This is a genomic window from Pseudomonas paraeruginosa (assembly GCF_003025345.2).
Classification (GTDB): Bacteria; Pseudomonadota; Gammaproteobacteria; order Pseudomonadales; family Pseudomonadaceae; genus Pseudomonas; species Pseudomonas paraeruginosa.
Genome location: NZ_CP020560.1, coordinates 723,064 through 748,589 on the forward strand (window position 1 = coordinate 723,064; position 25,526 = coordinate 748,589).

Consider the following 25,526-nt stretch of genomic DNA (forward strand, 5'->3'; position numbering starts at 1 on the left):
AGGACTTTGCAAGTGCTGGTACAGTAGATGCCGATGTCGGCGACACCAACCAGAATACCTTTCACCACTCCGACGCTCGGGCGCTCTTCCAGATTGATCTGACCTGTCCGTGACTGATGACGAATGTCTGCAAATCCTCGGGCAAGACTTCAATGATTGCAGAGATATTGGCCAGCATACGGAATTACCCTGCGGATCCCATGAAGATGTTCGCCGACATCAATGCTGATTTTTCTACATTGGCCAGTATCCGCTTTGCGTAGTAGCCCCCGCGACAGTGAGCCCTATCCCCTTTGCGGTTCTCTCGATACTCGATGCCCGGCGCTTGTTCCATGTCGTTCATGCTCTTGCTCGCCGCCGATAAAGCAATCATCTCTCGTTCTGCTCCTCGGGTTAAGGTGCCTTCCTTCTGGACTGAGACGAATAATTGGAGCGTCATGATATCGAGTCGACGAACGAGCTGTTTTTGAAGCATCAGGGATTTCTCATGCTTGATATATGCCGGTATTACTCTGGAGCGCCGCAGCGGTGGTTGCGGCCAGGCCTTCCGACTGTTCTCAAACATGCCTCTGGCAATCATGGGCTTGGATCAGTGCACGTGTTCCCATAGTGTTGAGGACCGTCCTGATCGACTGCCCCCGCTCGGCTTCGGATCAGCGGAGCGGCATTCTGAGCCAGGAAAATGTGCACAAAACATCCTTCCAGTCCTAGTTATGTTTACAGTTTTTGGACGCTGGTCTGCCACTGATCTATAGGCGCTTGATCTAAAAGAAAAATCTGTTGACCTTTTCTATTTGAGTAGAACCGTTCATAAGTCGCGACCTTGGCCGCGCGCGGTCCAGGCCGCGCCGCGGCGCTTCTTCGAAGCCCCCTGCACCCCGGGTCGCAGGGGGCTTCGTGTTTCAGGCGACGCCGCGTTGCAACGGTGCCTCGCCCAGGCCGCCGGCGGCGGACAGGGCGTCCTGCATGGCGCTGAGCTTAAGGCAGGTTTCGCGGTACTCGTGGGACGGTTCCGAATCGCCTACCAGGCCGCAGCCGGCGAACAGATAGCCCTGGCCCGGAGTGAGCAGAGCCGAGCGCAGCGCCACCAGGAAGTCGCCGTTGCCTTCGCCGTCGAGCCAGCCCAGCGGCGCGGCGTACCAGCCACGGTCCATGCCTTCGTGCTGGCGGATGTGGTCCAGCGCCGCGCTGCGCGGGTAGCCGCCCACCGCGGGGGTCGGGTGCAGTGCTTCGACCAGGCGCAGGATGCCCTGGCCATCGGCCAGGCGAGCCTGGATCGGCGTGTTCAGGTGCTGCACCCGGGCCAGTCGTTTCAGGGCGGGCGTCGCGGGGATCCGCAACGCTTCGCTGAAGGGCTCCAGGGCCGCGCGGATCGCCTCCACCACCAGTTGGTGCTCGTGTCTTTCCTTGGCGCTGTCGAGCAGCGCCTGGCCGAGCCGGGTGTCTTCCCCGGCGTCGCCGCCGCGGGCGGTGGTGCCGGCGAGGGCGTGGGTGCGCAGCGCGCCGTCGCGCACCTGCACCAGGCGTTCCGGCGAGGCGCCGAGGAAGCAGGCGTTGCCGCGCCGACAGGCGAACAACTGGGCCTCGGCGTGGCGCAGGCGCAGTTGTTCGAGTACCTGCCAGGGCTCGATCTCGCCGAGCGGCTGGACCTGGGCGCGGGCCAGCACGACCTTGCCGAAGCGTCCCTGGCGCACGCCGCGAACCGCGTCGGCGACCTTGCCTTCCCACTGCCGGCGCTCCAGCGGCGAGGCGTCCTGCTGTTCGCCGGCGTTCGCCGGCAATGCCCGGCGTCGGGCCGGCTGGCGCAGGCGCAGCAGCGCCGAGCAGTGGAAGGCGGCCAGGGCCAGGGCGTCTTCGCCGGGCTTGGCCAGGTGCTGGCAGAGCACCCGGTGGTGCTCGCCCTCGCGCAGCACGGTGAGGCTGGCGAGCATCAGGCTGGCGTCGGCGAAGGCCTGCCAGTGTTCCTGGCGCGGGCCGCGCGGATCGAAGCGGAAGCCGCCGCACAGGCGCGGCGCCAGCGGACCCTCGACCACCGCCTCGGCGCAGAGCAGCCGCCAGCTGTCCTCGAGCCGGGCGAAGCGCTGTTCGCCGTGGCCTTGCAGCTCCAGGGCGCAGCCCCAGGCGAAGAACGCCAGCTCGGGCTGTTCCCAGTACAGGCAGGGCGTTTGCCGGTCGTCCCAGGCGCCGAACACCTGCAGCGGGTCCAGCGGGTCGATCTCGAACGAAGCCGCCACCAGGACCGGACGATCGAGCGCCTGCGCCTGGCCGATGGCGCGCTCGAAGGTGCCGCGCAAGGCGTGCAGGCACTGGCTCAGGGGGGCCAGGCGGCTCATGCGGCACCCCGGGTCTGGCGCCAGTACTTGATCTGCTCGGCGATGTACCAGTGGATGATCTGCGCGAACAGGCCCTCGACGAAGGGCGCGTCGAGGCCGTTCTCCTCCGCCCAGCGGGCGCGTTCCGGCAGCATCGCGGCGACCCGCTCGGGCGCCGGGATCGCCGCCTCGCTGGCCTTGAAGCGCGAGGCCGCCTTGACGTAGTCCATGCGCCGGCCGAGGGCCAGGACGATATCGTGGTCGATGCGGTCGATGGCTTCGCGGATATCCGCCAGGCCGGTGCAGTCTTCGGGCATTTTCATCATGCAACCTCTCGGGAACGGGTGTCGGGGTGTTCGAGGCGGCGCAGCAGGTGGTCGATCACCGCGTCGCGTCCCTCGCTCAGGTAGAAGTGCCCGCCGGGAAAGCGCCGCAGCCGCGCCAGGTGCCGGCTGGCGTCGCTCCAGGCCTGCGCCTCGGCGGGGCTGACTTCCTCGTCGCTGTCGCCGAGGAGCACATCCAGCGGGCAGGCCAGGGCGATCGGCTGCGCCCGGCGGTAGGTCTCGATCGCCTGGTAGTCGGCGCGCAGGAGCGGCAGGAACAGCGCGCGCAGGTCGGCGTCCTCGAGCAACTCGCTGGCGCCACCCTGGCGGCGGACGTCCGCCAGCAGCGCCGTGTCTTCACCGCGGTGCAACACGCCGCCGCGCTGCCGGTGCGGCGCCGGATGGGCCGAGACGAACAGGTGGCGCAGAGGCGCGCCAGCGCTTTCCAGACGCAGCGCGGTCTCGTACGCCAGCGCCGCGCCGAGGCTGTGCCCGAACAGCGCCACGGGCGCATCGGCGAATTCGCGCAGGGCGAGGGCGGCGCCGTCGGCGAGGTCTTCCAGGCGGGTCGCCGGGGCCTCGTTGAAGCGGTCCTCGCGGCCGGGATACTGCAGCGCCAGGAGGTCGACGTCGGCTGGCAGGCGTTCGCTCCAGCTGCGGAAGAAGCTGGCGCTGCCGCCGGCATGGGGGAAACAGGCCAGGCGCAGGCGCGGCATCGGCGTCAGGCGCAACGGACGGATCCAGGCGGCGTTCATGCGCGGGCCTCCAGCTCGCGGCGCAGGCGCTCGCGCAGGTCCTTCTTGCTGATCTTGCCGATCCCGGTCTGGGGGAAGGCCGCGACCAGCTCGATGCGGTCCGGCACCTTGAACGCGGCCAGTCCGCAGGCGTGCAGGTACTGCTTCAGCTTCAGCGCCGAGGGCGCCGGCTGGCGCGGGATGACGAAAGCGCAGGTGCGTTCGCCGAGCAGGCTGTCGGGCATCGCCACCACGGTGGCGTCGTGCACCTGCGGATGGGCGATCAGCAGGTTCTCCACTTCCTCCGCGGCGATCTTCTCGCCGCCGCGGTTGATCTGGTCCTTGTCGCGGCCTTCCACCACCAGGTAGCCGTCGGCGTCGCGGCTGACCCGGTCGCCGGTGCGGTAGAAACCGTCCGCGCTGAAGGCCTTGGCGTTGTGCTCGGGCAGCCGGTAGTAGCCGCGGATGGTGTAGGGGCCGCGCACGGTCAGCTCGCCGATCTCGCCGGGGCCGACCTCGCGGCCGTCGGCGTCGACCACCCGCACCTCGTCGTCCGGCGACAGCGGCCGGCCCTGGGTGTGCAGGACGCGTTCGGGCGGATCGTCCAGGCGGGTGTAGCAGATCAGCCCCTCGGCCATTCCCAGCACCTGTTGCAGCCGGCAGCCAAGCACCGGTTCGACGCGCCGCGCGGCACTGCTGCCGAGCTTCGAGCCGCCGACCTGGAGCAGGCGCAGGCTGGATAGATCGGCGCGGCGGCTTTCCTGGGCATCCAGCCAGAGCATCGCCAGCGGTGGTACCAGGGCGGTGTGGGTGACCCGTTCGCGGGCGATCAGCGGGAAGCAGTGCTCGGGATCGGCGCGCTGGCTGACCACCACGCGACCGCCGGCCAGCAGGGTGCCGATCACCCCGGGGCAGCAGAGGGTGAAATTGTGCGCCATCGGCAGGCCGGTAAGGTACACGGTGTGCTCGTCGAAGCCGCAGACCTCGGTGCTGGCGCGCACGTTGTAGAGGTATTCGCGGTGACGCCGGGGAATCAGCTTCGGCGTGCCGGTGGTGCCGCCGGACAGCTGGAAGCAGGCGACGTCCTCGGCGCGGGCGGCGCATTCCTCCAGCGCCGGCGCCTGGTACAGCGGTGCCAGCGTTTGCAGCGGAGCCTCGGCCTCGCCGTGGATCAGCGCCATGCGACAGGCGCCGCTGGCGAGCAGTTCGCCGGCCATCGGCCGCGGGTCGAAACCATCGATCCGCTCGGCGCCGATATAGGCCTTGGCCCCGGCGAAGCGGCAGAAGCCGCCGATCTCGTGCTGGCGGTGTGCGGGCAGGGCCAGTACCGGGCACACGCCGAGCTGGAACAGGGCGAAGCAGGTCTCGACGAAGGCGATTCCGTTGGGCAGGTGCAGCACCACCGTGTCGCCGCGCGCCAGACCGAGCTGGCGCAGGCCGGCAGCCAGGCGGCGACAGCGCAGCAGCAGCTCGGCGTAGCTGAGGCGCTGCTGGTCGGCGCACAGCGCGATCCGTTGCGGATGGCGCGCGGCGCTGGCGGCGAGGGCTTCGGCGAAGCTCTGCTGCTGCCAGTGGCCAGCGGCGATGTAGCGGCGAGCGAAGTCGGCGGGCCAGTCGGGGGCGTCGTCGACGGCCGTTCGAGGGACGGGCGAGGAAGTCATGCGATCTCCGTGGATGCGGTCGATTGCCAAGGCTGGGAAATGAGATTTATTATCATTGGCGGCTGGCAGGGACCGCGCAAGCCCGCGCCTTTCGATTGCGGGGCTTTTTCATTCGCTACAGGGACGGAGTGCCGGATGCTTTGTCCATCTCCGCTAAAAAGTCCCCCCTGTCTCCACGTTTCGAGGAAGGCGTCGCCGCGTCGGTGGCGCCCGGGCTACAGGAAAACCTGATGACCATCACCATCATCGCTCCACAGGCCGACGGTGCCGCGCCGGTGCCGGGCAACCGGCCCGGGGTGGCGCACATCGATCCGAACATGAAGCTGGTGACCGGGACCTTCTGCTCGGCCAGCGAGGACTGGTTCGAGGAACCGCTGGAGCGCGGCCTGCGCCTGATCCTGGTGCAGAGCGGCCAGTTGCGCTGCCGGATTCCCGGCCAGCCCGAGCACCTCATCGAGGGGCCGAGCCTGTGTACCATCGCCAACGACGGCGACTTCACCTCGGCGCAGATCTACGGCACCGACAAGCCGCTGCGCTACACCATCGTCCAGCTCGGCATCGAAGCCCTCGACAGTCGCCTCGGCTGGTTGCCCGAGCAGCTGGTGCGGCGCCCCGGCGGGGATCCGCGGATCATGAGCTGCCCGGCGCCGCGGGCGATGCAGGCGCTGGCCTCGCAGATCGCCACCTGCCAGATGCTCGGTCCGACCCGCGACCTGTACCTGGGCGGCAAGGCCCTGGAACTGGCTGCGCTGAGCGCCCAGTTCCTTTCCGGCGAGGCGCGTCCGGCAGAGGAGCGGCGCATCACCTGCACCGAGGTCGAGCGCATCCACGCCGCCCGCGACCTGCTGGTGGGCGAGCTGCAGGAGCCGCCGTCGCTGGACGCCCTGGCCAGCCGCGTGGGGATGAACCCCCGCAAGCTCACCGCCGGCTTCCGCAAGGTGTTCGGCGCCAGCGTGTTCGGCTACTTGCAGGAGTACCGCCTGCGCGAAGCACACCGGATGCTCTGCGACGAAGAGGCCAACGTGTCCACGGTCGCCTATCGGGTCGGCTACAGCCCGGCGCATTTTTCCATCGCCTTCCGCAAGCGCTACGGCATTTCCCCCAGCGAAATCCGCTGAGCCGGCGCGACGCTGCCCCGACCCGGCCGCGGGAGGGGCGTCGTCGTTTCCGGTTGTCCCTGCATCTAACGAAACAGTCCGGCTGGCTAAAGCATTGCCGGCCTGCGCTCCTGCTCAGGTGAGATAAGGTCGCATTTGATAATGGTTGCCAGTAACTGGCGGCCGACCTCCGATGCTTGCCCTAGGGAGCCCCCATGGATCTGCCCCCCGATTCCCGTACCGCCCTGCGCGACTGGCTGGCCGAGCAGCTCGCCGAATTGCTTGGCGAACCGCTCGACGACGTGCGCGCCCTGGCCGACGACGACGATCTGCTGGGTTGCGGCCTCGATTCGATTCGCCTGATGTACCTGCAGGAGCGCGTGCGGGCACGCGGCTTGGCGGTGGATTTCGCCCAGTTGGCGCAGCGACCGAGCCTGGGCGCCTGGCTCGAGCTGCTGGCCGGCGCGGCGCCGCTCGGGGTTCCGCCCGCGGTGGCCGCGCCGCTGGCGCATGACCGGCCATTCGAATTGTCGTCCGTGCAGCAGGCCTACTGGCTGGGGCGCGGCGCCGACGAGGTGCTGGGCAACATCAGTTGCCACGCGTTCCTCGAATTCCGCGCTCGCGACCTCGACCCGCAGCGCCTGGCCGCGGCGGCGGAGTGCGTGCGCCAGCGACATCCGATGCTGCGCGCGCGCTTTTTCGACGGCCTGCAGCAGGTCCTCGCTGCGCCGCCGCTGCCGTGCTTCGACCTGCAGGACTGGCGCGCGCGGCAAACCGACGAAGCCGAGCACGACTGGCGGGCGCTGCGCGAGTGGCGCGCCCATGAATGCCTGGCGGTGGAGCGCGGCCAGGTGTTCCTGCTCGGGCTGGTGCGCATGCCGGGCGGCGAGGACCGCCTCTGGCTGAGCCTCGACCTGCTTGCCGCCGATGTCGAAAGCCTGCGCCTGCTGCTCGCCGAGCTGGGCGCCGCCTATGTCGCGCCGGAACGCCTGGCGGAACCGCCGGTGCTGCATTTCGCCGACTACCTGGCGTGCCGTGCGGCGCAACGCGCCGAGGCCTCGGCGCGGGCCCGCGATTACTGGCTGGAACGCCTGCCGCGCCTGCCGGACGCGCCGGCCCTGCCGCTGGCCTGCGCGCCGCAAAGCATCCGCCAGCCGCGCACCCGGCGCCTCGCCTTCCAGCTTTCCGCCGGCGAGAGCCGGCGCCTGGAGCGTCTCGCGGCGCAGCATGGCGTGACCTTGTCCTGCGTGTTCGGCTGCGCCTTCGCGCTGGTCCTGGCGCGCTGGAGCGAAACCCCGGAGTTTCTCCTCAACGTACCGCTGTTCGATCGGCATGCCGACGACCCGCGCATCGGCGAAGTGATCGCCGACTTCACCACCCTGTTGCTGCTGGAGTGCCGGATGCAGGCCGGGGTGTCCTTCGCCGAGGCGGTGAAGGGCTTCCAGCGCACCCTCCACGGCGCCATCGACCATGCCGCCTTCCCCGCCCTCGAAGTGCTGCGCGAGGCACGCCGGCAGGGCCAGCCGCGTTCGGCGCCGGTGGTGTTCGCCAGCAACCTGGGCGAGGAAGGCTTCGTCCCGGCGGCGTTCCGCGAAGTCTTCGGCGATCTCCACGACATGCTCTCGCAGACCCCGCAGGTCTGGCTCGACCACCAGCTCTACCGGGTGGGCGACGGTATCCTGCTGGCCTGGGACAGCGTCGTCGGGCTGTTCCCCGAAGGCCTGCCGGAAACCATGTTCGAAGCCTACGTGGGATTGCTCCAGCGTCTCTGCGACAGCGCCTGGGAGCAGCCCGCCGAGCTGCCGCTGCCCTGGGCGCAGCAGGCGCGCCGGGCCGCGCTCAACGGCCAGCCGGCATGCGCCACGGCGCGCACCCTGCATCGAGACTTCTTCCTTCGTGCCGCCGAGGCGCCGGATGCCGACGCGCTGCTCTATCGCGACCGACGTGTCACTCGCGGCGAACTGGCCGAGCATGCGCTGCGCATCGCCGGCGGCCTGCGCGAGGCCGGGGTACGCCCTGGCGACGCGGTCGAGGTCAGCCTGCCGCGCGGGCCGCAGCAGGTCGCGGCGGTATTCGGCGTGCTCGCCGCCGGCGCCTGCTACGTGCCGCTGGACATCGACCAGCCGCCCGCACGGCGGCGCCTGATCGAAGAGGCCGCCGGGGTATGCCTGGCGATCACCGAGGAGGACGATCCGCAAGCCTTGCCGCCGCGCCTGGACCTCCAGCGCCTGCTGCGCGGTCCGGCGCTGGCCGCCCCCGTGCCGCTGGCGCCGCAGGCGAGCGCCTATGTGATCTACACCTCGGGTTCCACCGGGGTGCCAAAGGGCGTCGAGGTCAGCCACGCGGCGGCGATCAATACCATCGACGCGCTGCTCGACCTGCTGCGGGTGGACGCATCGGATCGCTTGCTGGCGGTCTCCGCGCTGGACTTCGATCTGTCGGTCTTCGACCTGTTCGGCGGCCTCGGCGCCGGTGCCAGCCTGGTCCTGCCGACCCAGGAACAGGCGCGCGACGCCGCCGCCTGGGCGGAGGCCATCCAGCGGCATGCGGTGAGCCTGTGGAACTCGGCGCCGGCACTGCTGGAGATGGCCCTCAGCCTGCCGGCGAGCCAGGCCGACTACCGCAGCCTGCGGGCGGTGCTGCTGTCCGGCGACTGGGTGGCCCTGGACCTGCCCGCCCGGCTGCGCCCGCGCGGCTCCAGCGAGTGCCGCCTGCATGTGCTCGGCGGCGCCACCGAAGCGGGTATCTGGTCGAATCTGCAGAGCGTCGATACGGTGCGGCCGCACTGGCGTTCGATTCCCTACGGCCGGCCGTTGCCGGGACAGGCCTACCGGGTGGTCGACGCGCACGGGCGCGACGTGCCGGACCTGGTGGTCGGCGAACTGTGGATCGGCGGCGCCAGCCTGGCCCGTGGCTATCGCAACGACCCCGAGCTCAGTGCCCGGCGTTTCGTCCACGATGCCCAGGGCCGCTGGTACCGCACCGGCGATCGCGGGCGCTACTGGGGGACGGCACCCTGGAATTCCTCGGCCGGGTCGACCAGCAGGTGAAAGTGCGCGGCCAGCGCATCGAGTTGGGCGAGGTGGAGGCCGCGCTGTGCGCCCAGGCCGGCGTGGAGAGCGCCTGCGCGGCGGTGCTCGGCGGTGGCGTGGCGAGCCTCGGCGCGGTGCTGGTAGCGCGCCTGGCGCCACGGGCCGAAGGCTCCATGGAACTGCCGGCCGCACAGCCTTTCGCCGGCCTGGCAGAGGCCGAGGCGGTGCTCACCCGGGAGATCCTCGGCGCGTTGCTGGAGGCGCCGCTGGAGCTCGACGACGGTTTGCGCCGGCGCTGGCTGGACTGGCTGGCGGACTCCGCCGCCAGCGCGCTGCCGCCGCTCGACGAGGCGTTGCGCCGGCTCGGCTGGCAGGCCGCGGGGCTGACCGCGATGGGCAACGCCTTGCGCGGCCTGCTCGCCGGCGAACAGGCGCCGGCCGCGCTGCTCCTCGATCCCTGGCTGGCGCCGCAGGCGGTGGCCGCGCGCCTGCCGGACGGCCGCGAGGCCTTGGCGCGCCTGCTCGAGGCGTTGCCGACGCCGGCTGCCGGCGAACGCCTGCGGGTGGCGGTGCTGGACACCCGCGCCGGGCTCTGGCTCGACCAGGGCATGGCCTCGCTGCTACGTCCGGGACTGGAACTGACCCTCTTCGAACGCAGCCGCGTCCTCCTCGACGTTGCCGCCACCCGCCTGCCGGAGCGGATCGCGGTGCAGGCGCTGGACGACGGCCTGCTACCTGCCGAGCACCTCGGTCGCTACGACCGGGTGATCAGCTTCGCCGCGTTGCACGCCTACGACGCCAGCCGCGATGGCCTGGCGCTGGCCGCGGCGTTGCTGCGCCCACAGGGCCGCCTGCTGCTGGTCGACCTGCTGCGCGAGTCGCCGCTGGCGTTGCTCGGTGCGGCCCTGCTCGACGACCGGCCGCTGCGCCTGGCGGAACTGCCGAGCCTGTTGGCCGATCTCGCCGCTGCGGGACTGGCGCCGCGTTGCCTGTGGCGCAGCGAACGGATCGCCCTGGTCGAGGCGCTGGCGCCGGGGCTCGGGCTCGACGCCGCCGCGCTCCAGGCCGGACTGGAGCAACGCCTGCCCCAGGCGATGCGGCCCGAACGCCTGTGGTGCCTGCCAAGCCTGCCGTTGAACGGCAATGGCAAGGTCGACCGTCGCCGCCTGGCCGGGAGCATGACCCGCGCGCTCGGCGAGTGTCGCGACGAGCCCTCGGCGGAGGAGCCGCTGGAAGCCCATGAGCAGGCGCTGGCCGACTGCTGGGAAGCGGTTCTTAAACGCCCGGTGCGTCGTCGCGAGGCGAGCTTCTTCAGCCTCGGCGGCGACAGCCTGCTGGCGACCCGCCTGCTGGCCGGCATACGCGAGCGTTTCGGCGTACGCCTGGGCATGGCCGACTTCTATCGCCAGCCGACCCTGGCCGGGCTCGCCCGCCACTTGCAGGCGCAGACCGACGACATTGAGGAAACCCAACTGGAAGAGGGCGTGCTATGAGCCTCGGCGAACTGCTGGAAACCTGCCGCAGCCGGCGCATCGAACTCTGGAGCGAGGCGGGCCGCCTGCGCTATCGCGCCCCCCAGGGCGCCCTCGACGCCGGCCTCGCCGAACGCCTGCGGGCCGAGCGCGAGGCCCTGCTGGAACACCTGGAAGGCGGCCCTGGCTGGCGCGCCGAGCCCGAGCTGGCCCACCAGCGTTTCCCGCTGACCCCGGTGCAGGCCGCCTACGTGCTGGGCCGCCAGGCGGCCTTCGATTACGGTGGCAACGCCTGCCAGCTGTACGCCGAGTACGACTGGCCGGCGGACACCGATCCGGCGCGCCTGGAGGCGGCCTGGAACGCCATGGTCGCGCGCCACCCGATGCTGCGCGCGGTGATCGAGGACAACGCCTGGCAACGCGTCCTGCCCGAGGTGCCCTGGCAGCGGCTGACCGTGCATGCCTGCGCGGAGCTCGACGAAGCCGGTTTCCAGGCGCACCTGGAGCGGGTCCGCGAACGCCTCGACCACGCCTGCGCGGCGCTCGACCAGTGGCCGGTCCTGCGCCCCGAGCTGAGTATCGGCCGGGATGCCTGCGTACTGCACTGTGCGGTGGATTTCACCCTGGTCGACTACGCCAGCCTGCAACTGCTGCTTGGCGAATGGCGCCGCCGCTATCTCGATCCGCAATGGACGGCGGAACCGCTGGAGGCGACCTTCCGCGACTATGTCGGGGTCGAGCAGCGTCGACGCCAGTCGCCGGCCTGGCAGCGCGACCGCGACTGGTGGCTGGCACGCCTCGACGCGCTGCCGGGGCGTCCCGACCTGCCGCTGCGGGCGCAGCCGGACACGCGCTCCACGCGCTTCCGGCACTTCCACGCGCGCCTCGACGAGGCCGCCTGGCAGGCGCTCGGCGCGCGCGCCGGCGAACACGGCCTGAGCGCTGCCGGCGTGGCCCTGGCGGCCTTCGCCGAGACCATCGGTCGCTGGAGCCAGGCACCGGCGTTCTGTCTCAACCTGACGGTACTCAACCGGCCGCCGCTGCATCCGCAGCTGGCGCAGGTGCTCGGTGACTTCACCGCGCTCAGCCTGCTGGCGGTGGACAGCCGCCACGGCGAGAGTTTCGTCGAGCGCGCCCGGCGCATCGGCGAGCAGATGTTCGACGACCTCGACCACCCGAGCTTCAGCGGCGTCGACCTGCTGCGCGAGCTGGCGCGCCGGCGCGGTCGCGGCGCCGACCTGATGCCGGTGGTGTTCACCAGCGGCATCGGCAGCGTGCAACGCCTGCTCGGCGATGGCGAGGCGCCGTGCACGCCACGCTACATGATCAGCCAGACCCCGCAGGTCTGGCTGGACTGCCAGGTCACCGACCAGTTCGGCGGCCTGGAGATCGGCTGGGACGTACGCCTGGGGTTGTTCCCCGAGGGCCAGGCGGAGGCCATGTTCGACGACTTCGTCGGGCTGCTCCGGCGCCTGGCGCAGAGCCCGCGCGCCTGGACCGACGGCGATGCCACGGAACCCGTCGAGGCGCCGCCGCAGGCGTTGCCCGGCAGCGCCCGGAGCATCGCCGCCGGTTTCGCCGAGCGTGCCCTGCTGACCCCCGACGCCACGGTGATCCACGATGCCGCCGGCAGCTACAGCTACCGCCAGGTCGCCCAGCATGCCAGCGCCCTGCGCCGGGCCCTGGAAGCGCACGGCGCGGGCCGTGGCCGGCGGGTCGCGGTGATGCTGCCGAAAAGCGCCGCGCAACTGGTCGCGGTGCTCGGCATCCTCCAGGCCGGCGCCGCCTATGTGCCGGTGGACATCCGCCAGCCGCCGCTGCGTCGCCAGGCGATCCTCGCCAGCGCCGAAGTGGTCGCGCTGGTCTGCCTGGAAAGCGATGTCCCGGACGCCGGCTGCGCCTGCGTGGCCATCGACCGGCTGGCCGCCGACAGCGACTGGCCGCCGCCGCCCGCGGCGGAGGTGGCGGCGGACGACCTCGCCTACGTGATCTACACCTCCGGCTCCACCGGCACGCCCAAGGGCGTGATGCTCAGCCATGCGGCGGTATGCAACACCCTGCTCGACATCAACCAGCGCTACGGCGTCGATGCCAACGACCGCGTCCTCGGCCTCGCCGAGCTGAGCTTCGACCTCTCGGTCTACGACTTCTTCGGCGCCACCGCGGCGGGGGCCCAGGTGGTCCTCCCGGACCCGGCGCGCGGCAGCGATCCATCGCACTGGGCGGAACTGCTGGAACGCCACGCCATCACCCTGTGGAACTCGGTGCCGGCCCAGGGGCAGATGCTCATCGATTACCTGGAGAGCGAGCCGCAACGCCACCTGCCGGGACCGCGCTGCGTGCTCTGGTCCGGCGACTGGATTCCGGTCAGCCTGCCGACCCGCTGGTGGCGGCGCTGGCCGGACAGCGCGCTGTTCAGCCTGGGCGGCGCCACCGAGGCGGCGATCTGGTCGATCGAGCAGCCGATCCGCCCGCAGCACACCGAGCTGGCCAGCATTCCTTATGGCCGTGCCCTGCGTGGGCAGAGCGTGGAAGTCCTGGATGCCCGCGGGCGACGCTGCCCGCCGGGCGTGCGCGGCGAGATCCACATCGGCGGGGTGGGCCTGGCGCTCGGCTACGCCGGCGATCCGCAGCGCACCGCCGAACGCTTCGTCCGTCATCCCGATGGGCGCCGCCTGTATCGCACCGGCGACCTCGGCCGCTACCTGGCCGACGGCAGCATCGAGTTCCTCGGCCGCGAGGACGACCAGGTGAAGATTCGCGGCCACCGCATCGAACTGGCCGAACTGGACGCCGCGCTGTGCGCCCATCCGCAGGTCAACCTGGCGGCCACCGTGGTGCTCGGCGAGACCCACGAGCGCAGCCTGGCCAGCTTCGTCACCCTGCATGCGTCGGCGGAGGCTGGCGAGGATCCGCGTACGGCGCTCGACGCGGTGCGCCAGCGGGCGGCCCAGGCGTTGCGCCGCGACTGGGGCAGCGAGGAGGACATCGCCGCGGCGGTGGCCGCACTCGACCGCGCCTGCCTCGCCTCGTTGGCCGCCTGGCTGGCCGGCAGCGGGCTGTTCGCCAGCGCGACGCCGCTGGATTTCGCCACCCTCTGCCAGCGCCTGGGTATCGCCGAGAAGCGCCAGCGCCTGCTGCGCCACTGGTTGCGCCAGTTGGAGGAGGGCGGCTACCTGCGCGCCGGGGGTGACGGCTGGCTGGGCTGCGCCGAGCGTCCCGCGCAGAGTCCGGAGGACGCCTGGGCGGCGTTCGCCGGCTGCGCGCCGGAGGCGCTCTGGCCGGCCGAGCTGGTCGCCTACCTGCGCGATAGCGCGCAATCCCTCGGCGAGCAACTGGCCGGGCGGATCAGCCCCGCGGCTCTGATGTTCCCGCAGGGCTCGGCGCGCATCGCCGAGGCCATGTACAGCCAGGGCCTGCATGCCCAGGCGCTGCACGCGGCGATGGCCGAGGCCATTGCCGCGATCGTCGAGCGCCAGCCGCAACGGCGCTGGCGCCTGCTGGAGCTGGGCGCCGGTACCGCCGCCGCCAGCCGCGCGGTGATTGCCCGGTTGGCGCCGCTGGTGCAGCGAGGGGTGGAGGTGGACTACCTGTTCACCGACGTTTCCAGCTACTTCCTCGCCGCCGCCCGCGAGCGCTTCGCCGACCAGCCGTGGGTACGCTTCGGCCGCTTCGACATGAACGGCGATCTCCTCGACCAGGGCGTGGCGCCGCACTCGGTGGATATCCTGCTCAGCTCCGGGGCGCTGAACAACGCGCTGGACACCCCGGCGCTGCTGGCCGGTCTGCGCGAGCTGCTGGGCGCCGACGCCTGGCTGGCGATCCAGGAACTGACGCGCGAGCACAACGAGATCAGCGTCAGCCAGAGCCTGATGATGGAAAACCCGCGCGACCTCCGCGACGAGCGCCGGCAACTGTTCGTCCACACCGGGCAATGGCTGGAGTGGCTGGCGGGACAGAGCGGCGACCTGGCTTGCGGCGTGGTCCCGCCCGGCAGCGCTCTCGACCTGCTTGGCTACGATGTCCTGCTGGCCCGCTGCAAGACCGACCGCGCCCGCCTGGAGCCGGCCGAGCTGCTGGCCTTCGTCGAAGCGCGGGTGCCGCGCTACATGCTCCCGGCGCAGTTGCGCGTGCTCGAACGCCTGCCGGTCACCGGCAACGGCAAGATCGACCGCAAGGCCCTGACCGGCTTTGCCCGCCAGCCCCAGGCGGACCTTCGGCGTGGCGTCGCGCAGGCGCCGGCCGACGAACTGGAGAATGCGCTGCTGGCGCTCTGGCGCGAGGTGCTGGACAACCCGTCGCTGGGTGTCGAGCAAGACTTCTTCGCCGCCGGCGGCGACTCGCTGTTGATCGCCCAGTTGATCGCCCGCTTGCGCGAACGCCTGGAAAGCGCCCGCCGACATCCGTTCGATCGCCTGCTGCGCTGGGCGCTCAGCCAGCCGACCCCGCGCGGCCTGGCCGAGCGCCTGCGCGGCGCGCCGGAAGAGGGCCGCGGGCCAGCCCTGGCAGCGTCGCGCGGCGTCGCCCCGGTGCACGCCGGCCTGTCGCGCGCACCGCTCGCCGAGGGGGCGGTGGCGCTCGATCCGCTGGTGCGCCTGGTGCCCGGCGAGGGCGTGCCGCGGGTGCTGGTCCACGAAGGCCTCGGCACGCTGCTGCCGTACCGCCCGCTGCTTCGCGCCCTGGGTGAGGGGCGGCCGTTGCTGGGGCTGGCCGTGCATGACAGCGACGCCTACCTGGCGATCCCCGCCGAGCATCTCAACGCCTGCCTCGGCCGCCGCTACGCCGAGGCGCTCCACGGCGCCGGGCTGCGCGAGGTCGACCTGCTCGGCTACTGCTCCGGCGGGCTGGTCGCCCTGGAGACCGCCAAGTCCCTGGTCCAGCGCGGGGTGCGCGTACGCCAGCTGGATATCGTCTCCAGCTACCGGATTCCCTACCGGGTGGACGACGAGCGCCTGCTGTTGTTCAGCTTCGCCGCCACATTGGGCCTGGATACCGCGACGCTCGGCTTCCCCGCGCCGGAGCGTCTTGGCCAGGCGGTGCAGGCGGCGCTCGCGCAGACACCGGAACGTCTGGGCGCCGAGGCGCTGGCGGGGCTACCGGGCCTGGCCGATCTCGTCGCCCTGCGCGGCCGCGTGCTGCAGGCGGCCAGCGGTAGCGCCGACGCCGCCAGCGTCGAGCGCGACACCCTCTACCGCCTGTTCTGCCACTCGGTGCGTGCCAGCCAGGCCGAGGCGCCGGAGCCCTACGTCGGCGCCCTGCGGCTGTTCGTGCCGGACGCCGGCAACCCATTGGTGCCGCGCTATGCCGAGGCCCTGGCGAACCACTGGCGGACCGTCGCGCTCGGCGCGTGCGGCATCCACGAGGTGCCCGGCGGGCACTTCGACTGCCTGGGCGAGGCCCTGGCGCAATCCCTGTCCCAACCCATGCCAGAGGAGGCGAGTCGATGAGCGACGTCCGTTCCGTGGTGGTCGCCGGTTCCCGGTTCGGCCAGTTCTATGCCGCCGGCGTCGCCGCCGATCCACGCTTCGTCCTGCGCGGCATCCTTGGCCAGGGCAGCCGGCGTTCGCGGGCGCTGGCCGAGCGTCTCGGGGTGGAGTCCTGGCGCGAGGTCGAGGCGCTGCCGGACGATGTCCGCCTGGCCTGCGTCGCGGTCGGCGGCGCGGCGCGCGGCGAGCAGGGCCCGGCGCTGGCCGAGGCGCTGATGGCGCGCGGCATCGACGTGCTGATCGAGCACCCGTTGCTGCCGCGCGAATGGCAGGACCTGCTGCGCAGCGCCGAGCGCCTGGGCCGGCGCTGCCTGCTCAACACCTTCTATCCGCAGTTGCCGGCGGTGGCGCGTTTCATCGAACTGGGCCGCCAGTTGCACCGCCGGCGCGGCATCCGCCACCTGGACGCGGCCTGCGGGGTGCAGGTCGGCTTCGCCACCCTGGACATCCTCGCCGCGTTGCTGGAGGGCGTCGGCCCCTGGTCGCTGGAATCGCCATCGAGCGACCTGTCGGCGATGCGCGGATTATCCCTGGTGCTGGCGGAAGTGCCGTTGAGCCTGCACGTGCTCAACGAACTGGCGGCCGCCGACGACGGGCGCATGACCCTGTTGCAACGCGTCAGCCTGACCACCGACCGTGGCACGTTGAGCCTGCTCAGCCCCCATGGCCCGTTGTTGTGGACGCCTGCGGTGGCGGTACCGGCCGAGGATGACGACGGCCTGTTCGCGCTGTTCGACGAGATACCCGGTGAACCGCTGCCCAGCGCCCAGCTCTGGTATGCCGAACCGTGCAGCTGGGCCCAGGTGCACCAGCGCCTGTGGCCGGCGGCGGCGGCCGAGGCGCTGGCGCTGCTCGCCGACGGCGACGCGGTGCGTCGGCGCAACCAACGCAGCCTGGAGGTCGCCGCCCTGTGGCAGCGGATCGGCGAGCGCCTTGGCTTCCCCGAGGCGCCGCCGGCGTCGCTGGCGCCGGCGAGCCTGGAACAGGTGCTGGAGCAAGCCTCGTGACCCCGGTGCTGTGGCGCCTGCTGCGCACCTATCGCTGGCGGCTGGCGGCGGCCATGGGGTTGCAGGCCCTGGCCGGGCTCTGCTCGCTGTTGCCCTGGATGCTTCTCGCCTGGCTCGCCGAGCCGCTGGCGCGCGGCCAGGCGCAGCCGGCGCTGCTGGCCCTGGTGCTGCTGGCGGTGCTGGCCTGGCTGTTCTGCCAGGCGCTGGCCGCGCACCTGGCCCACCGGGTCGACGCGGACCTCTGCAACGACCTGCGCCTGCGCCTGCTGGCGCACCTGCAACGGCTGCCGCTGGACTGGTTCGGCCGCCAGGGCCCGGACGGCGTGGCGCGCCTGGTGGAGCAGGACGTGCGGGCCCTGCACCAACTGATCGCGCACGCTCCCAACGATCTCAGCAACCTGCTGGTGGTGCCGCTGGTCGCGCTGCTCTGGCTGGCCTGGCTGCAACCCTGGCTGTTGCTGTTCTGCCTGCTGCCGCTGGTAATGGCCGTCGCCGGCTTCCTGCTGCTGCGCTCGGCGCGCTACCGCGAGCAGGTGCTGCGGCGCAACGCGGCGCTGGAGGCGCTCTCGGCGGAATACGGCGAGTTCGCCCACAACCTGCTGCTCGCCCGGCAGTACCCCGGGGCCGGCGTGCAGCGGGGTGTCGAGGCCGCGGCGGCGGACTTCGGCGCGGCGTTCGGCGCCTGGGTGTCGCGGGTCGGGCATCTCGCCGCGCTGGTCTACGTGCAACTGGCGACGCCCTGGCTGCTGGCCTGGGTCCTGCTCGGCGCGCTGGCCCTGGACGCCCTCGGCATGCCCCTGGCGCTCGGCCAGGCCTGCGCCTTCCTGCTCCTGTTGCGGGCGCTGGCGGCGCCGGTGCAGGCCCTCGGCCACGGCGGCGACGCCTTGATCAGCGCACGCGCCGCCGCCGAGCGCCTGCAACAGGTGTTCGACCAGCCGCCGCTGGAGGAGGGACGATGCGCCACCGAGCCTGCCGACGGTTCGGTCTCGCTGCGTGGCCTCGGCCACGCCTACGACGACCGCGAGGTCCTCGCCGACATCGACCTGGAACTGGCCGACGGCAGCCTGGTGGCCTTGGTCGGCCCTTCGGGTTCCGGCAAGAGCACCCTGCTGCACCTGCTGGCGCGCCACATGGACGCGACACGCGGCGAACTGCGGGTCGGCGGCGTGGCGCTGCGGGACATGCCTTCGGCCATGCGCCACCGGCATCTCGCGCTGGTCGGCCAGCAGGCGGCGGCGCTGGAGATATCCCTGGCCGACAACATCGCCCTGTTCCGCCCCGATGCCGATCTCCAGGAGATTCGCCAGGCGGCCCGCGACGCCTGTCTCGACGAGCGCATCATGGCCCTGCCGCGCGGCTATGACAGCGTGCCGGGACGCGACCTGCAACTGTCCGGCGGCGAACTGCAACGACTGGCCCTGGCCCGTGCGCTGCTATCGCCGGCGCGCCTGTTGCTGCTCGACGAGCCGACCTCGGCGCTGGATCCGCGGACCGCCCGGCAAGTGCTGCGCAACCTGCGCGAGCGCGGCGGCGGCCGGACCCGGGTGATCGTCGCCCATCGCCTGGCCGAAGTCAGCGATGCCGACCTGATCCTGGTGCTGGCCGACGGTCGTCTGGTCGAACGCGGCGAGCATGCGGCGCTGTTGGCGGCGGACGGTACCTATGCGCGCTTGTGGCGCGAACAGAGCGGCACTGAGGTGGCGGCATGAACCTGTTCGAACGAATGCGCGCCCTGCCCGAGGACTGCCGTGCCGCGTTGCGCCGGGCGAGCGCCTGGGCGGTCCTGGCGGCGCTGCTGGACGCCGCCTGCGGCGTATTGCTGGTGCCGCTGGTCGAGGCCTGGTTCGCCGAGGGCGCGCTGCCCTGGCGCTGGGTCGCCGCGTTGCTCGGCCTGAGCCTGGCGCAGGCGCTGGTGCAGTACCTGGCCCTGCGTCGCGGTTTCGCCGCCGGCGGCTCGCTGGCGGCCGGGCTGGTGCGCAGCCTGGTGGCGCGCTTGCCGCGCCTGGCGCCGCCGGCGCTGCGCCGGGTCGCGCCGGCCGAAGGCCTGCTGCGCGGTCCGGTGCTGCAGGCGATGGGCATCCCGGCGCACCTGCTGGGGCCGCTGATCGCCGCGCTGGTGACGCCGCTCGGGGTGATCCTCGGGCTGTTCCTGATCGACCCGTCCATCGCCCTCGGCCTGCTACTTGCCGGTGCCGTCCTCGCCGCGCTGTTGCGCTGGAGCGGGCGGCGCAATCTGGCGGCGGAGGATGCCCGGCTGACCGCCGAGCGCGACGCCGCGCGGCAGTTGCAGGCATTCGCCGAACGCCAGCCGCTGCTGCGCGCGGCACAGCGCGAAAGCGTCGCTCGCCAGGGCCTGGAAGAGGCCTTGCGCAGTCTCCATCGCAGTACCCTGGAACTGTTGCGGCGCAGCCTGCCCAGTGGGCTCGGCTTCGCCCTGGCGGTGCAGGCGGCGTTCGCCTTCGCCCTGCTCGGCGGCGCCTGGGCGGTGGAGCGGCAATGGCTGGACGGCGCGCGACTGGTGGCGGTGCTGGTGCTGCTGGTGCGCTTCATCGAGCCGCTGGCCCAGCTCACCCATCTCGACCAGGCGTTGCGCGGCGCCTGGCAGGCGCTGGACAGCCTGCTGCGGGTGTTCGCCCTGGCTCCGCTGCGCAGCCCCGAGCCGGGCGAGCGGCCGCACGACGCCAGCCTGGTGGCCGAGGCCCTGGATCTGCGCCTGGAAGATGGCCGCGCTCTGCTCGAGGACATTTCCCTGAGGCTGGAGCCGGGCTCGCTGAACGTCCTCGTCGGCCCCTCCGGGGCCGGCAAGAGCAGCCTGCTGGCGCTGCTCGGGCGGCTCCACGACGCCGACGGCGGGCGCGTCCTGCTGGGTGGCGTGGATGTCCGCCGGTTGAGCGAAACGACCCTCGCCGCCAGTCGCAACCTGGTATTCCAGGACAACGGCCTGTTCCGCGGCAGCGTCGCCTGGAACCTGCGCATGGCGCGACCCGACGCCGATCTCCAGGCGCTCCGGGAGGTGGCGCGGGCGGTTGGCCTGCTGGAAGAGATCGAGGCCTGGCCGCAGGGCTGGGACAGCGATGTCGGCCCCGGCGGCGCGCTGCTTTCCGGCGGCCAGCGGCAGCGCCTGTGCCTGGCGCGCGGCCTGCTTTCGACGGCGCCGCTGCTGCTGCTCGACGAACCCACCGCGAGCCTCGATGCCGCCAGCGAGGCGCAGGTGCTGCGCAGCCTGCTCGGGTTGCGTGGCCGCCGCACCCTGCTGGTAGTGACCCATCGCCCGGCGCTGGCGCGCCTCGCCGACCAGGTGCTGGTGCTGGAGGAGGGCCGCCTGCGCGCGCGTGGCGAGCATGCCGGGCTGAGTGCCGGCGATGCCTGGTACGCCGCTTTCGCCGGCGCGGCGGCGGGGGAAAGTTCCACGTCGGCCGTGGATCGATAGAGAAAGGCCGGCAATCGAAAAAGCCCGGGGGATGAATTCTTCATAATGATAAGCATTATCAAATCGTATATCCCCGAGGCTGTCGAACGATGAAGACGGAGACGAAGGTGAACAAGGGACGCCAGGGCATCGCCCCTACTCGGCATGCCCCGCTGTGCCTGGGCCTGCTGCTGGCGCTGAGCCCGCTGGCGATGGCCGTGGCCGACGCGCGCAAGGACGGCGAGACGGAGCTGCCGGACATGGTGATCAGCGGCGAAGGCACTTCCGCCAGCCAGCCGCCGGGGGTGACCACCCTGGGCAAGATGCCGCTCAAGCCACGGGAAATCCCACAGTCGGCCAGCGTCATCGACCGCGAGCGCCTCGAGCAGCAGAACCTGTTCAGCCTCGACGAGGCCATGCAGCAGGCCACCGGGGTCACCGTGCAGCCGTTCCAGTTGCTGACCACCGCCTACTACGTGCGCGGCTTCAAGGTCGACTCCTTCGAACTGGACGGGGTGCCGGCGCTGCTCGGCAACACCGCCAGCTCGCCGCAGGACATGGCGATCTACGAGCGGGTGGAGATTCTCCGCGGCTCCAACGGCCTGCTGCACGGCACCGGCAACCCGGCGGCCACCGTCAACCTGGTGCGCAAGCGCCCGCAGCGCGAGTTCGCCGCCAGCACCACGCTCAGCGCCGGGCGCTGGGACCGCTATCGCGCCGAGGTCGATGTCGGCGGCCCGCTGAACGCCAGCGGCAACGTGCGCGGCCGCGCGGTGGCGGCCTACGAGGACCGCGACTATTTCTACGACGTGGCCGACCAGGGCACCCGCCTGCTCTACGGGGTGACCGAGTTCGACCTGAGTCCCGACACCCTGCTCACCGTCGGCGCGCAGTACCAGCACATCGACTCGATCACCAACATGGCCGGTGTGCCGATGGCCAAGGACGGTTCCAGCCTCGGGCTGTCCCGCGATACCTACCTGGACGTCGACTGGGACCGCTTCAAGTGGGATACCTACCGCGCCTTCGGCTCCCTGGAGCAGCAACTGGGCGGCGGCTGGAAGGGCAAGGTCAGCGCCGAATACCAGGAAGCCGACTCGCGCCTGCGCTACGCCGGCTCGCTCGGCGCCATCGACCCGCAGACCGGCGATGGCGGCCGGCTGATGGGCGCCGCCTACAAGTTCAAGAGCATCCAGCGCAGCCTCGACGCCAACCTCAACGGGCCGCTGCAACTGTTCGGCCTGACCCACGAACTGCTCGGCGGGATCACCTACGCCCAGGGCGAGACCCGCCAGGACACCGCGCAACTCCTCAACCTGGCGGAAACCCCGGTCAACGTCTACCGCTGGGATCCGCACAGCGTGCCGCGTCCGCAGATCGGCGCATATCGCTCGCCTGGCACCACCACGACCACCCAGAAGGGCATCTATGCCCTGGGCCGGATCAAGCTGGCCGAGCCGCTGACCCTGGTGCTCGGCGGCCGCGAAAGCTGGTGGGACCAGGACACCCCGGCGACCCGCTTCAAGCCGGGCCGCCAGTTCACCCCCTACGGCGGCCTGATCTGGGACTTCGCCCGCGACTGGTCGTGGTACGCCAGCTATGCCGAGGTCTACCAGCCGCAGGACCGCCAGACCTGGAACAGCGAACCGTTGCGCCCGGTGGAAGGCAAGACCTACGAGACCGGGATCAAGGGCGAGCTGGCCGATGGCCGCCTGAACCTGTCGCTGGCGGCGTTCCGCATCGACCTGGAGAACAACCCGCAGGAGGATCCGGACCATCCCGGACCGCCGAACAACCCGTACTACATCAGTGGCGGCAAGGTCCGCAGCCAGGGCTTCGAACTCGAAGGCACCGGCTACCTGACGCCCTACTGGAGCCTGTCGGCGGGCTACACCTACACCAGCACCGAGTACCTCAAGGACAGCCAGGTCGATTCGGGTACGCGCTATTCCACCTTCACCCCGCGGCACCTGCTGCGCCTGTGGAGCAACTACGACCTGCCCTGGCAGGACCGGCGCTGGAGCGTCGGCGGCGGGGTCCAGGCGCAGAGCGACTACAGCGTCGACTATCGCGGCGTGGACATGCGCCAGGGCGGTTATGCGCTGGTCAACCTGCGCCTGGGCTACAGGGTCGACGAGCACTGGACGGCGGCGGTCAACGTCAACAACCTGTTCGACCGCACCTATTACCAGAGCCTGTCCAACCCCAACTGGAACAACCGCTACGGCGAGCCGCGCAGCTTCAACGTCAGCCTGCGGGGCACCTTCTGATGCCCCGGCGGTTCGCTGCCCGCCGCCCGCAGGCGCCCGCCATTCCTTCCCGCCTCCCCGGAGACCGCCATGCTTGAGCTGTATCGCCACCGTCGCCTGGTCATCACCCTGGCGTTGCTCTACCTGTCCCAGGGCATACCCATCGGCCTGGCGATGGACGCCCTGCCCACCCTCCTGCGCCAGGACGGCGCGCCGTTGCAGGCGCTGGCCTTCCTGCCGTTGGTTGGGCTGCCGTGGGTGGTCAAGTTCCTCTGGGCGCCCTGGGTCGACAACCACTGGTCGCGCCGGCTCGGCCGGCGGCGCAGCTGGATCCTGCCGATGCAGTGCCTCGTCCTCGCCTGCCTGCTCGGCCTGGCGGCGCTCGGCCTCGGCGTGGCCAGCGCCGGCTGGGCGGTCGGCCTGCTGGCGCTGGCTTCGCTGGCCAGCGCGACCCAGGACATCGCCACCGACGGCATGGCGGCCGAGCACTTCAGCGGTGAGCTGCTGGCCAAGGTCAACGCGGTGCAGATCGCCGGGGTGATGATCGGCTTCTTCGGCGGTGGCGCCGGCAGCCTGATCCTTGCCGGCCACTTCGGCCCGCGCGCAGCCTTCCTGGTCATGGCCTGCGTGCCGCTGGCAAGCCTGTGCTGCGTGCTCGCCCTGGGCCGTGGCGATCCCCACGAACTACCCCCGGCGCCGGCCGCCAAGGCCAGCCTGCTGCGCTTCCTGCGTCGGCCGCTGGCGCCTTCGCTGCTGGCGCTGGCGCTGCTGTCGGCGATGACCGCGGTATCCGGCTTCGGCCTCTCCAAGCTGTACCTCAGCGATGCCGGCTGGTCCTTGCAGGACATCGGCCGGCTGGGTATGAGCGGCGGCCTGGTCACGGTATTCCTCGGTTGCGGCGGCGGCGCCTGGCTGGTCCGGCGGATCGGCCTGTGGCGCGGTTTCGCCCTCGGCGTGGTGCTCGCCGGCTGCTCGGCGCTGCTCTGGTATCTGCAGGCCAGCCGCTGGTTGGCGCTGAGCGAAGGACTGGCCTGGGCCTGCGTGCTGATCGGCTCGCTGGCCACCGGCATCACCTCGGTGGCGATCCTCACCGCGGCGATGCGCTTCGCCGGCCAGGGCGATCAGGCCGGCACCGACGTCACCGCGGTGCAGAGCACCCGCGACCTCGGCGAGATGCTGGCATCTTCGTTCCTGGTCAGCCTCACCGCACAGATCGGCTACGCCGGCGGTTTCCTCAGCGGCAGCGCCCTGGCGGTGCTGGCCCTGCTGCTCGCCCTGCGACTGCAGGCCCGCGAAGGGCGCGGGGAGTGGAAGGGGCGGGCGGAAGAGGCCTGAGGCGCTGCCGATAGGAGCGCTGCGCCCGGCACCGCACGGACGCCACCTCTCCCGCTCGCGGGAGAGCTGGGAGAGGGCAGGCGCGGCGGCCTGCCCGGCCTTGCTAGCGCGGCCGTTCCACCTGGTTGCGGTAGCTGCCGGTGATCGCCTCCAGCGCCGCGCTCTTCTCGGTTTTCGGCCGCGAGGCAGCGGCCCATTCCTCTTTTTCCCGTTCGCGGTTGGCCAGGATGATCTTGTTGGCCATCGGCCGCCGCGCCTCCTCGTATTCGCGCAGGGCCCCGGCCACGTCGGCGTTGCGCGCCAACGCGGCGGCCAGCTCGATGCCGTCGAGGATCGCCTGCGAGGCGCCGTTGGCGCCCATCGGATACATCAGGTGAGCAGCGTCGCCGAGCAGGGTGATGCGTCCCCGGCCCCAGTGCGGCAGCGGATCGCGGTCGACCATCGGGTACTGCAGGATCAACTGGTTGCGGGTCAGCAGGTCGCGGATGTCGAACCAGCCCAGGTCCCAGTCGGCGAAGAACGGCAGCACGTCTTCCAGGCGCCCGTCACGGTTCCAGTCGGCCTCGTTGTCGAGCTGGCCGACGGCGGCGCTCGGCACCATGCACACCCAGTTCACCAGCGACTTGCCTTCGGCCGCGTGGCGCGCCGAGATGGGGTAGGCGACCAGGCGCGACCAGTGCTCGTCGTTGGCGACGATCATGGTCTTGCCGTCGAGGAAGCGGTCGAACTCGGTGACGCCGCGCCACATGGTGATCCCACCATGGGACAGCGGCCCCTGGTCGGGATGCAGGTGCGCGCGCACCTTCGAATGGATGCCATCGGCGCCGACCAGCACATCGGCACCGAGCGCCTGGGGCTTGCCGTGTCCGTCGCGGGCACCGATCAGCACGCGGCCGTCGTGCTCCTCGATGCGCTCCACGCCGAGGCCGGTGCGTACCGCCTGTTGGCCGAGGCGTTCGCGCACCGCGGCGAGCAGGATCATCTGCAGTTCGCCGCGGTGAATGGAGTACTGCGGATAGGCGTTGCCGGCTTCCACCCCGCGCGGCTCGGACCACACCGTGGCGCCGCTCTGGTCGATGTAGCGCAACTCGTGGGTGGGGATGGCGGTTGCCGCCAGCGCCGGGCCGAGGCCCAGTTCGGCGAGGGCCTCGACCGCCGCCGGCTGGATATTGATGCCGACGCCGAGGGGGCGTATCTCGCTGCTGCTTTCCAGCAGCGTGACCTTGCCGATGCCGGCCTGGTGCAGGGCCAGGGCGCAACTGAGGCCGCCGATGCCGGCGCCGGCGATGAGGATATCGATGGGTTCGCTCATGGGTGCTTCCTTTTCTCGAGTGTTCGAATCGATGGATGTTCGGCTGCGACGGATGAGCGCTTGCGATCATCCGCCGTGAAACGCCGGAGCAGCGGCG

At 71.3% G+C, this 25,526-nt stretch carries 13 protein-coding genes and 1 pseudogene; 8 read left to right on the forward strand and 6 right to left on the reverse strand.

What is annotated here, in order from left to right:
- Nucleotides 1-184: 184 nt before the first annotated feature.
- The 5 genes from B7D75_RS03595 to B7D75_RS03615 form a co-directional block, all read right to left on the reverse strand.
- Nucleotides 185-565: a LysR family transcriptional regulator gene (locus B7D75_RS03595; protein ID WP_162600463.1), complete on the reverse strand. Its 381-nt coding sequence runs from the start codon at nt 563-565 to the stop codon at nt 185-187.
- Nucleotides 566-902: 337 nt separating this feature from the next.
- The gene (locus tag B7D75_RS03600) at nt 903-2,333 is read right to left on the reverse strand and encodes an isochorismate synthase (RefSeq protein ID WP_058146161.1); all 1,431 of its coding nucleotides are present in this window, start codon (nt 2,331-2,333) and stop codon (nt 903-905) included.
- Complete coding sequence (gene pchB / locus B7D75_RS03605; RefSeq protein WP_034000079.1) at nt 2,330-2,635, reverse strand: isochorismate lyase PchB; 306 nt, start codon at nt 2,633-2,635, stop codon at nt 2,330-2,332. Before pchB ends, B7D75_RS03600 begins: the two co-directional genes overlap by 4 nt.
- The gene (locus B7D75_RS03610) at nt 2,635-3,390 is read right to left on the reverse strand and encodes a thioesterase II family protein (RefSeq protein WP_107113740.1); all 756 of its coding nucleotides are present in this window, start codon (nt 3,388-3,390) and stop codon (nt 2,635-2,637) included. The genes pchB and B7D75_RS03610 overlap by 1 nt, the downstream gene beginning before the upstream one ends.
- The gene (locus B7D75_RS03615) at nt 3,387-5,030 is read right to left on the reverse strand and encodes a (2,3-dihydroxybenzoyl)adenylate synthase (protein ID WP_003157555.1); all 1,644 of its coding nucleotides are present in this window, start codon (nt 5,028-5,030) and stop codon (nt 3,387-3,389) included. The genes B7D75_RS03610 and B7D75_RS03615 overlap by 4 nt, the downstream gene beginning before the upstream one ends.
- Before the next feature lie 230 nt (nt 5,031-5,260).
- Between B7D75_RS03615 and pchR the strand changes: the two genes are divergently transcribed.
- From pchR to B7D75_RS03655, 8 genes and pseudogenes are all read left to right on the forward strand, one after another.
- Nucleotides 5,261-6,148, forward strand: a complete 888-nt coding sequence (gene pchR, locus B7D75_RS03620; protein WP_003157556.1) for a pyochelin biosynthesis transcriptional regulator PchR — start codon at nt 5,261-5,263, stop codon at nt 6,146-6,148.
- 194 nt (nt 6,149-6,342) lie between these two features.
- Nucleotides 6,343-10,652: pseudogene (pchE, locus tag B7D75_RS03625) on the forward strand (pyochelin non-ribosomal peptide synthetase PchE).
- On the forward strand, nt 10,649-16,078 hold the full coding sequence (gene pchF / locus B7D75_RS03630) for a pyochelin non-ribosomal peptide synthetase PchF (protein ID WP_107113741.1): 5,430 nt from the start codon (nt 10,649-10,651) through the stop codon (nt 16,076-16,078). Before pchE ends, pchF begins: the two are co-directional and overlap by 4 nt.
- On the forward strand, nt 16,075-17,124 hold the full coding sequence (gene pchG, locus B7D75_RS03635; protein WP_058163177.1) for a pyochelin biosynthesis thiazoline reductase PchG: 1,050 nt from the start codon (nt 16,075-16,077) through the stop codon (nt 17,122-17,124). The genes pchF and pchG overlap by 4 nt, the downstream gene beginning before the upstream one ends.
- The gene (locus tag B7D75_RS03640; RefSeq protein WP_107113742.1) at nt 17,121-18,833 is read left to right on the forward strand and encodes an ABC transporter ATP-binding protein; all 1,713 of its coding nucleotides are present in this window, start codon (nt 17,121-17,123) and stop codon (nt 18,831-18,833) included. The genes pchG and B7D75_RS03640 overlap by 4 nt, the downstream gene beginning before the upstream one ends.
- Complete coding sequence (locus B7D75_RS03645; RefSeq protein WP_107113743.1) at nt 18,830-20,554, forward strand: ATP-binding cassette domain-containing protein; 1,725 nt, start codon at nt 18,830-18,832, stop codon at nt 20,552-20,554. The genes B7D75_RS03640 and B7D75_RS03645 overlap by 4 nt, the downstream gene beginning before the upstream one ends.
- A gap of 89 nt (nt 20,555-20,643) precedes the next feature.
- The gene (gene fptA, locus B7D75_RS03650) at nt 20,644-22,803 is read left to right on the forward strand and encodes a Fe(3+)-pyochelin receptor FptA (protein ID WP_058129650.1); all 2,160 of its coding nucleotides are present in this window, start codon (nt 20,644-20,646) and stop codon (nt 22,801-22,803) included.
- Between the two features lie 69 nt (nt 22,804-22,872).
- Complete coding sequence (locus B7D75_RS03655; protein ID WP_053816640.1) at nt 22,873-24,117, forward strand: RhtX/FptX family siderophore transporter; 1,245 nt, start codon at nt 22,873-22,875, stop codon at nt 24,115-24,117.
- A 103-nt stretch (nt 24,118-24,220) separates the two neighbouring features.
- On the opposite strand, the gene phzM is transcribed toward B7D75_RS03655, so the two are convergent.
- Nucleotides 24,221-25,429 (reverse strand): pyocyanin biosynthetic protein PhzM, encoded by a 1,209-nt coding sequence (gene phzM, locus B7D75_RS03660; protein ID WP_107113744.1) that lies wholly within the window; start codon nt 25,427-25,429, stop codon nt 24,221-24,223.
- Nucleotides 25,430-25,526 lie beyond the last annotated feature (97 nt).

Coding starts and splice junctions, on each gene's coding strand:
- B7D75_RS03595 (WP_162600463.1), bottom strand. CDS start 565: ATGTTTGAGAACAGTCGGAAGGCCTGGCCGCAACCACCGCTGCGGCGC.
- B7D75_RS03600 (WP_058146161.1), bottom strand. CDS start 2,333: ATGAGCCGCCTGGCCCCCCTGAGCCAGTGCCTGCACGCCTTGCGCGGC.
- pchB (WP_034000079.1), bottom strand. CDS start 2,635: ATGAAAATGCCCGAAGACTGCACCGGCCTGGCGGATATCCGCGAAGCC.
- B7D75_RS03610 (WP_107113740.1), bottom strand. CDS start 3,390: ATGAACGCCGCCTGGATCCGTCCGTTGCGCCTGACGCCGATGCCGCGC.
- B7D75_RS03615 (WP_003157555.1), bottom strand. CDS start 5,030: ATGACTTCCTCGCCCGTCCCTCGAACGGCCGTCGACGACGCCCCCGAC.
- pchR (WP_003157556.1), top strand. CDS start 5,261: ATGACCATCACCATCATCGCTCCACAGGCCGACGGTGCCGCGCCGGTG.
- pchF (WP_107113741.1), top strand. CDS start 10,649: ATGAGCCTCGGCGAACTGCTGGAAACCTGCCGCAGCCGGCGCATCGAA.
- pchG (WP_058163177.1), top strand. CDS start 16,075: ATGAGCGACGTCCGTTCCGTGGTGGTCGCCGGTTCCCGGTTCGGCCAG.
- B7D75_RS03645 (WP_107113743.1), top strand. CDS start 18,830: ATGAACCTGTTCGAACGAATGCGCGCCCTGCCCGAGGACTGCCGTGCC.
- fptA (WP_058129650.1), top strand. CDS start 20,644: ATGAAGACGGAGACGAAGGTGAACAAGGGACGCCAGGGCATCGCCCCT.
- B7D75_RS03655 (WP_053816640.1), top strand. CDS start 22,873: ATGCTTGAGCTGTATCGCCACCGTCGCCTGGTCATCACCCTGGCGTTG.
- phzM (WP_107113744.1), bottom strand. CDS start 25,429: ATGAGCGAACCCATCGATATCCTCATCGCCGGCGCCGGCATCGGCGGC.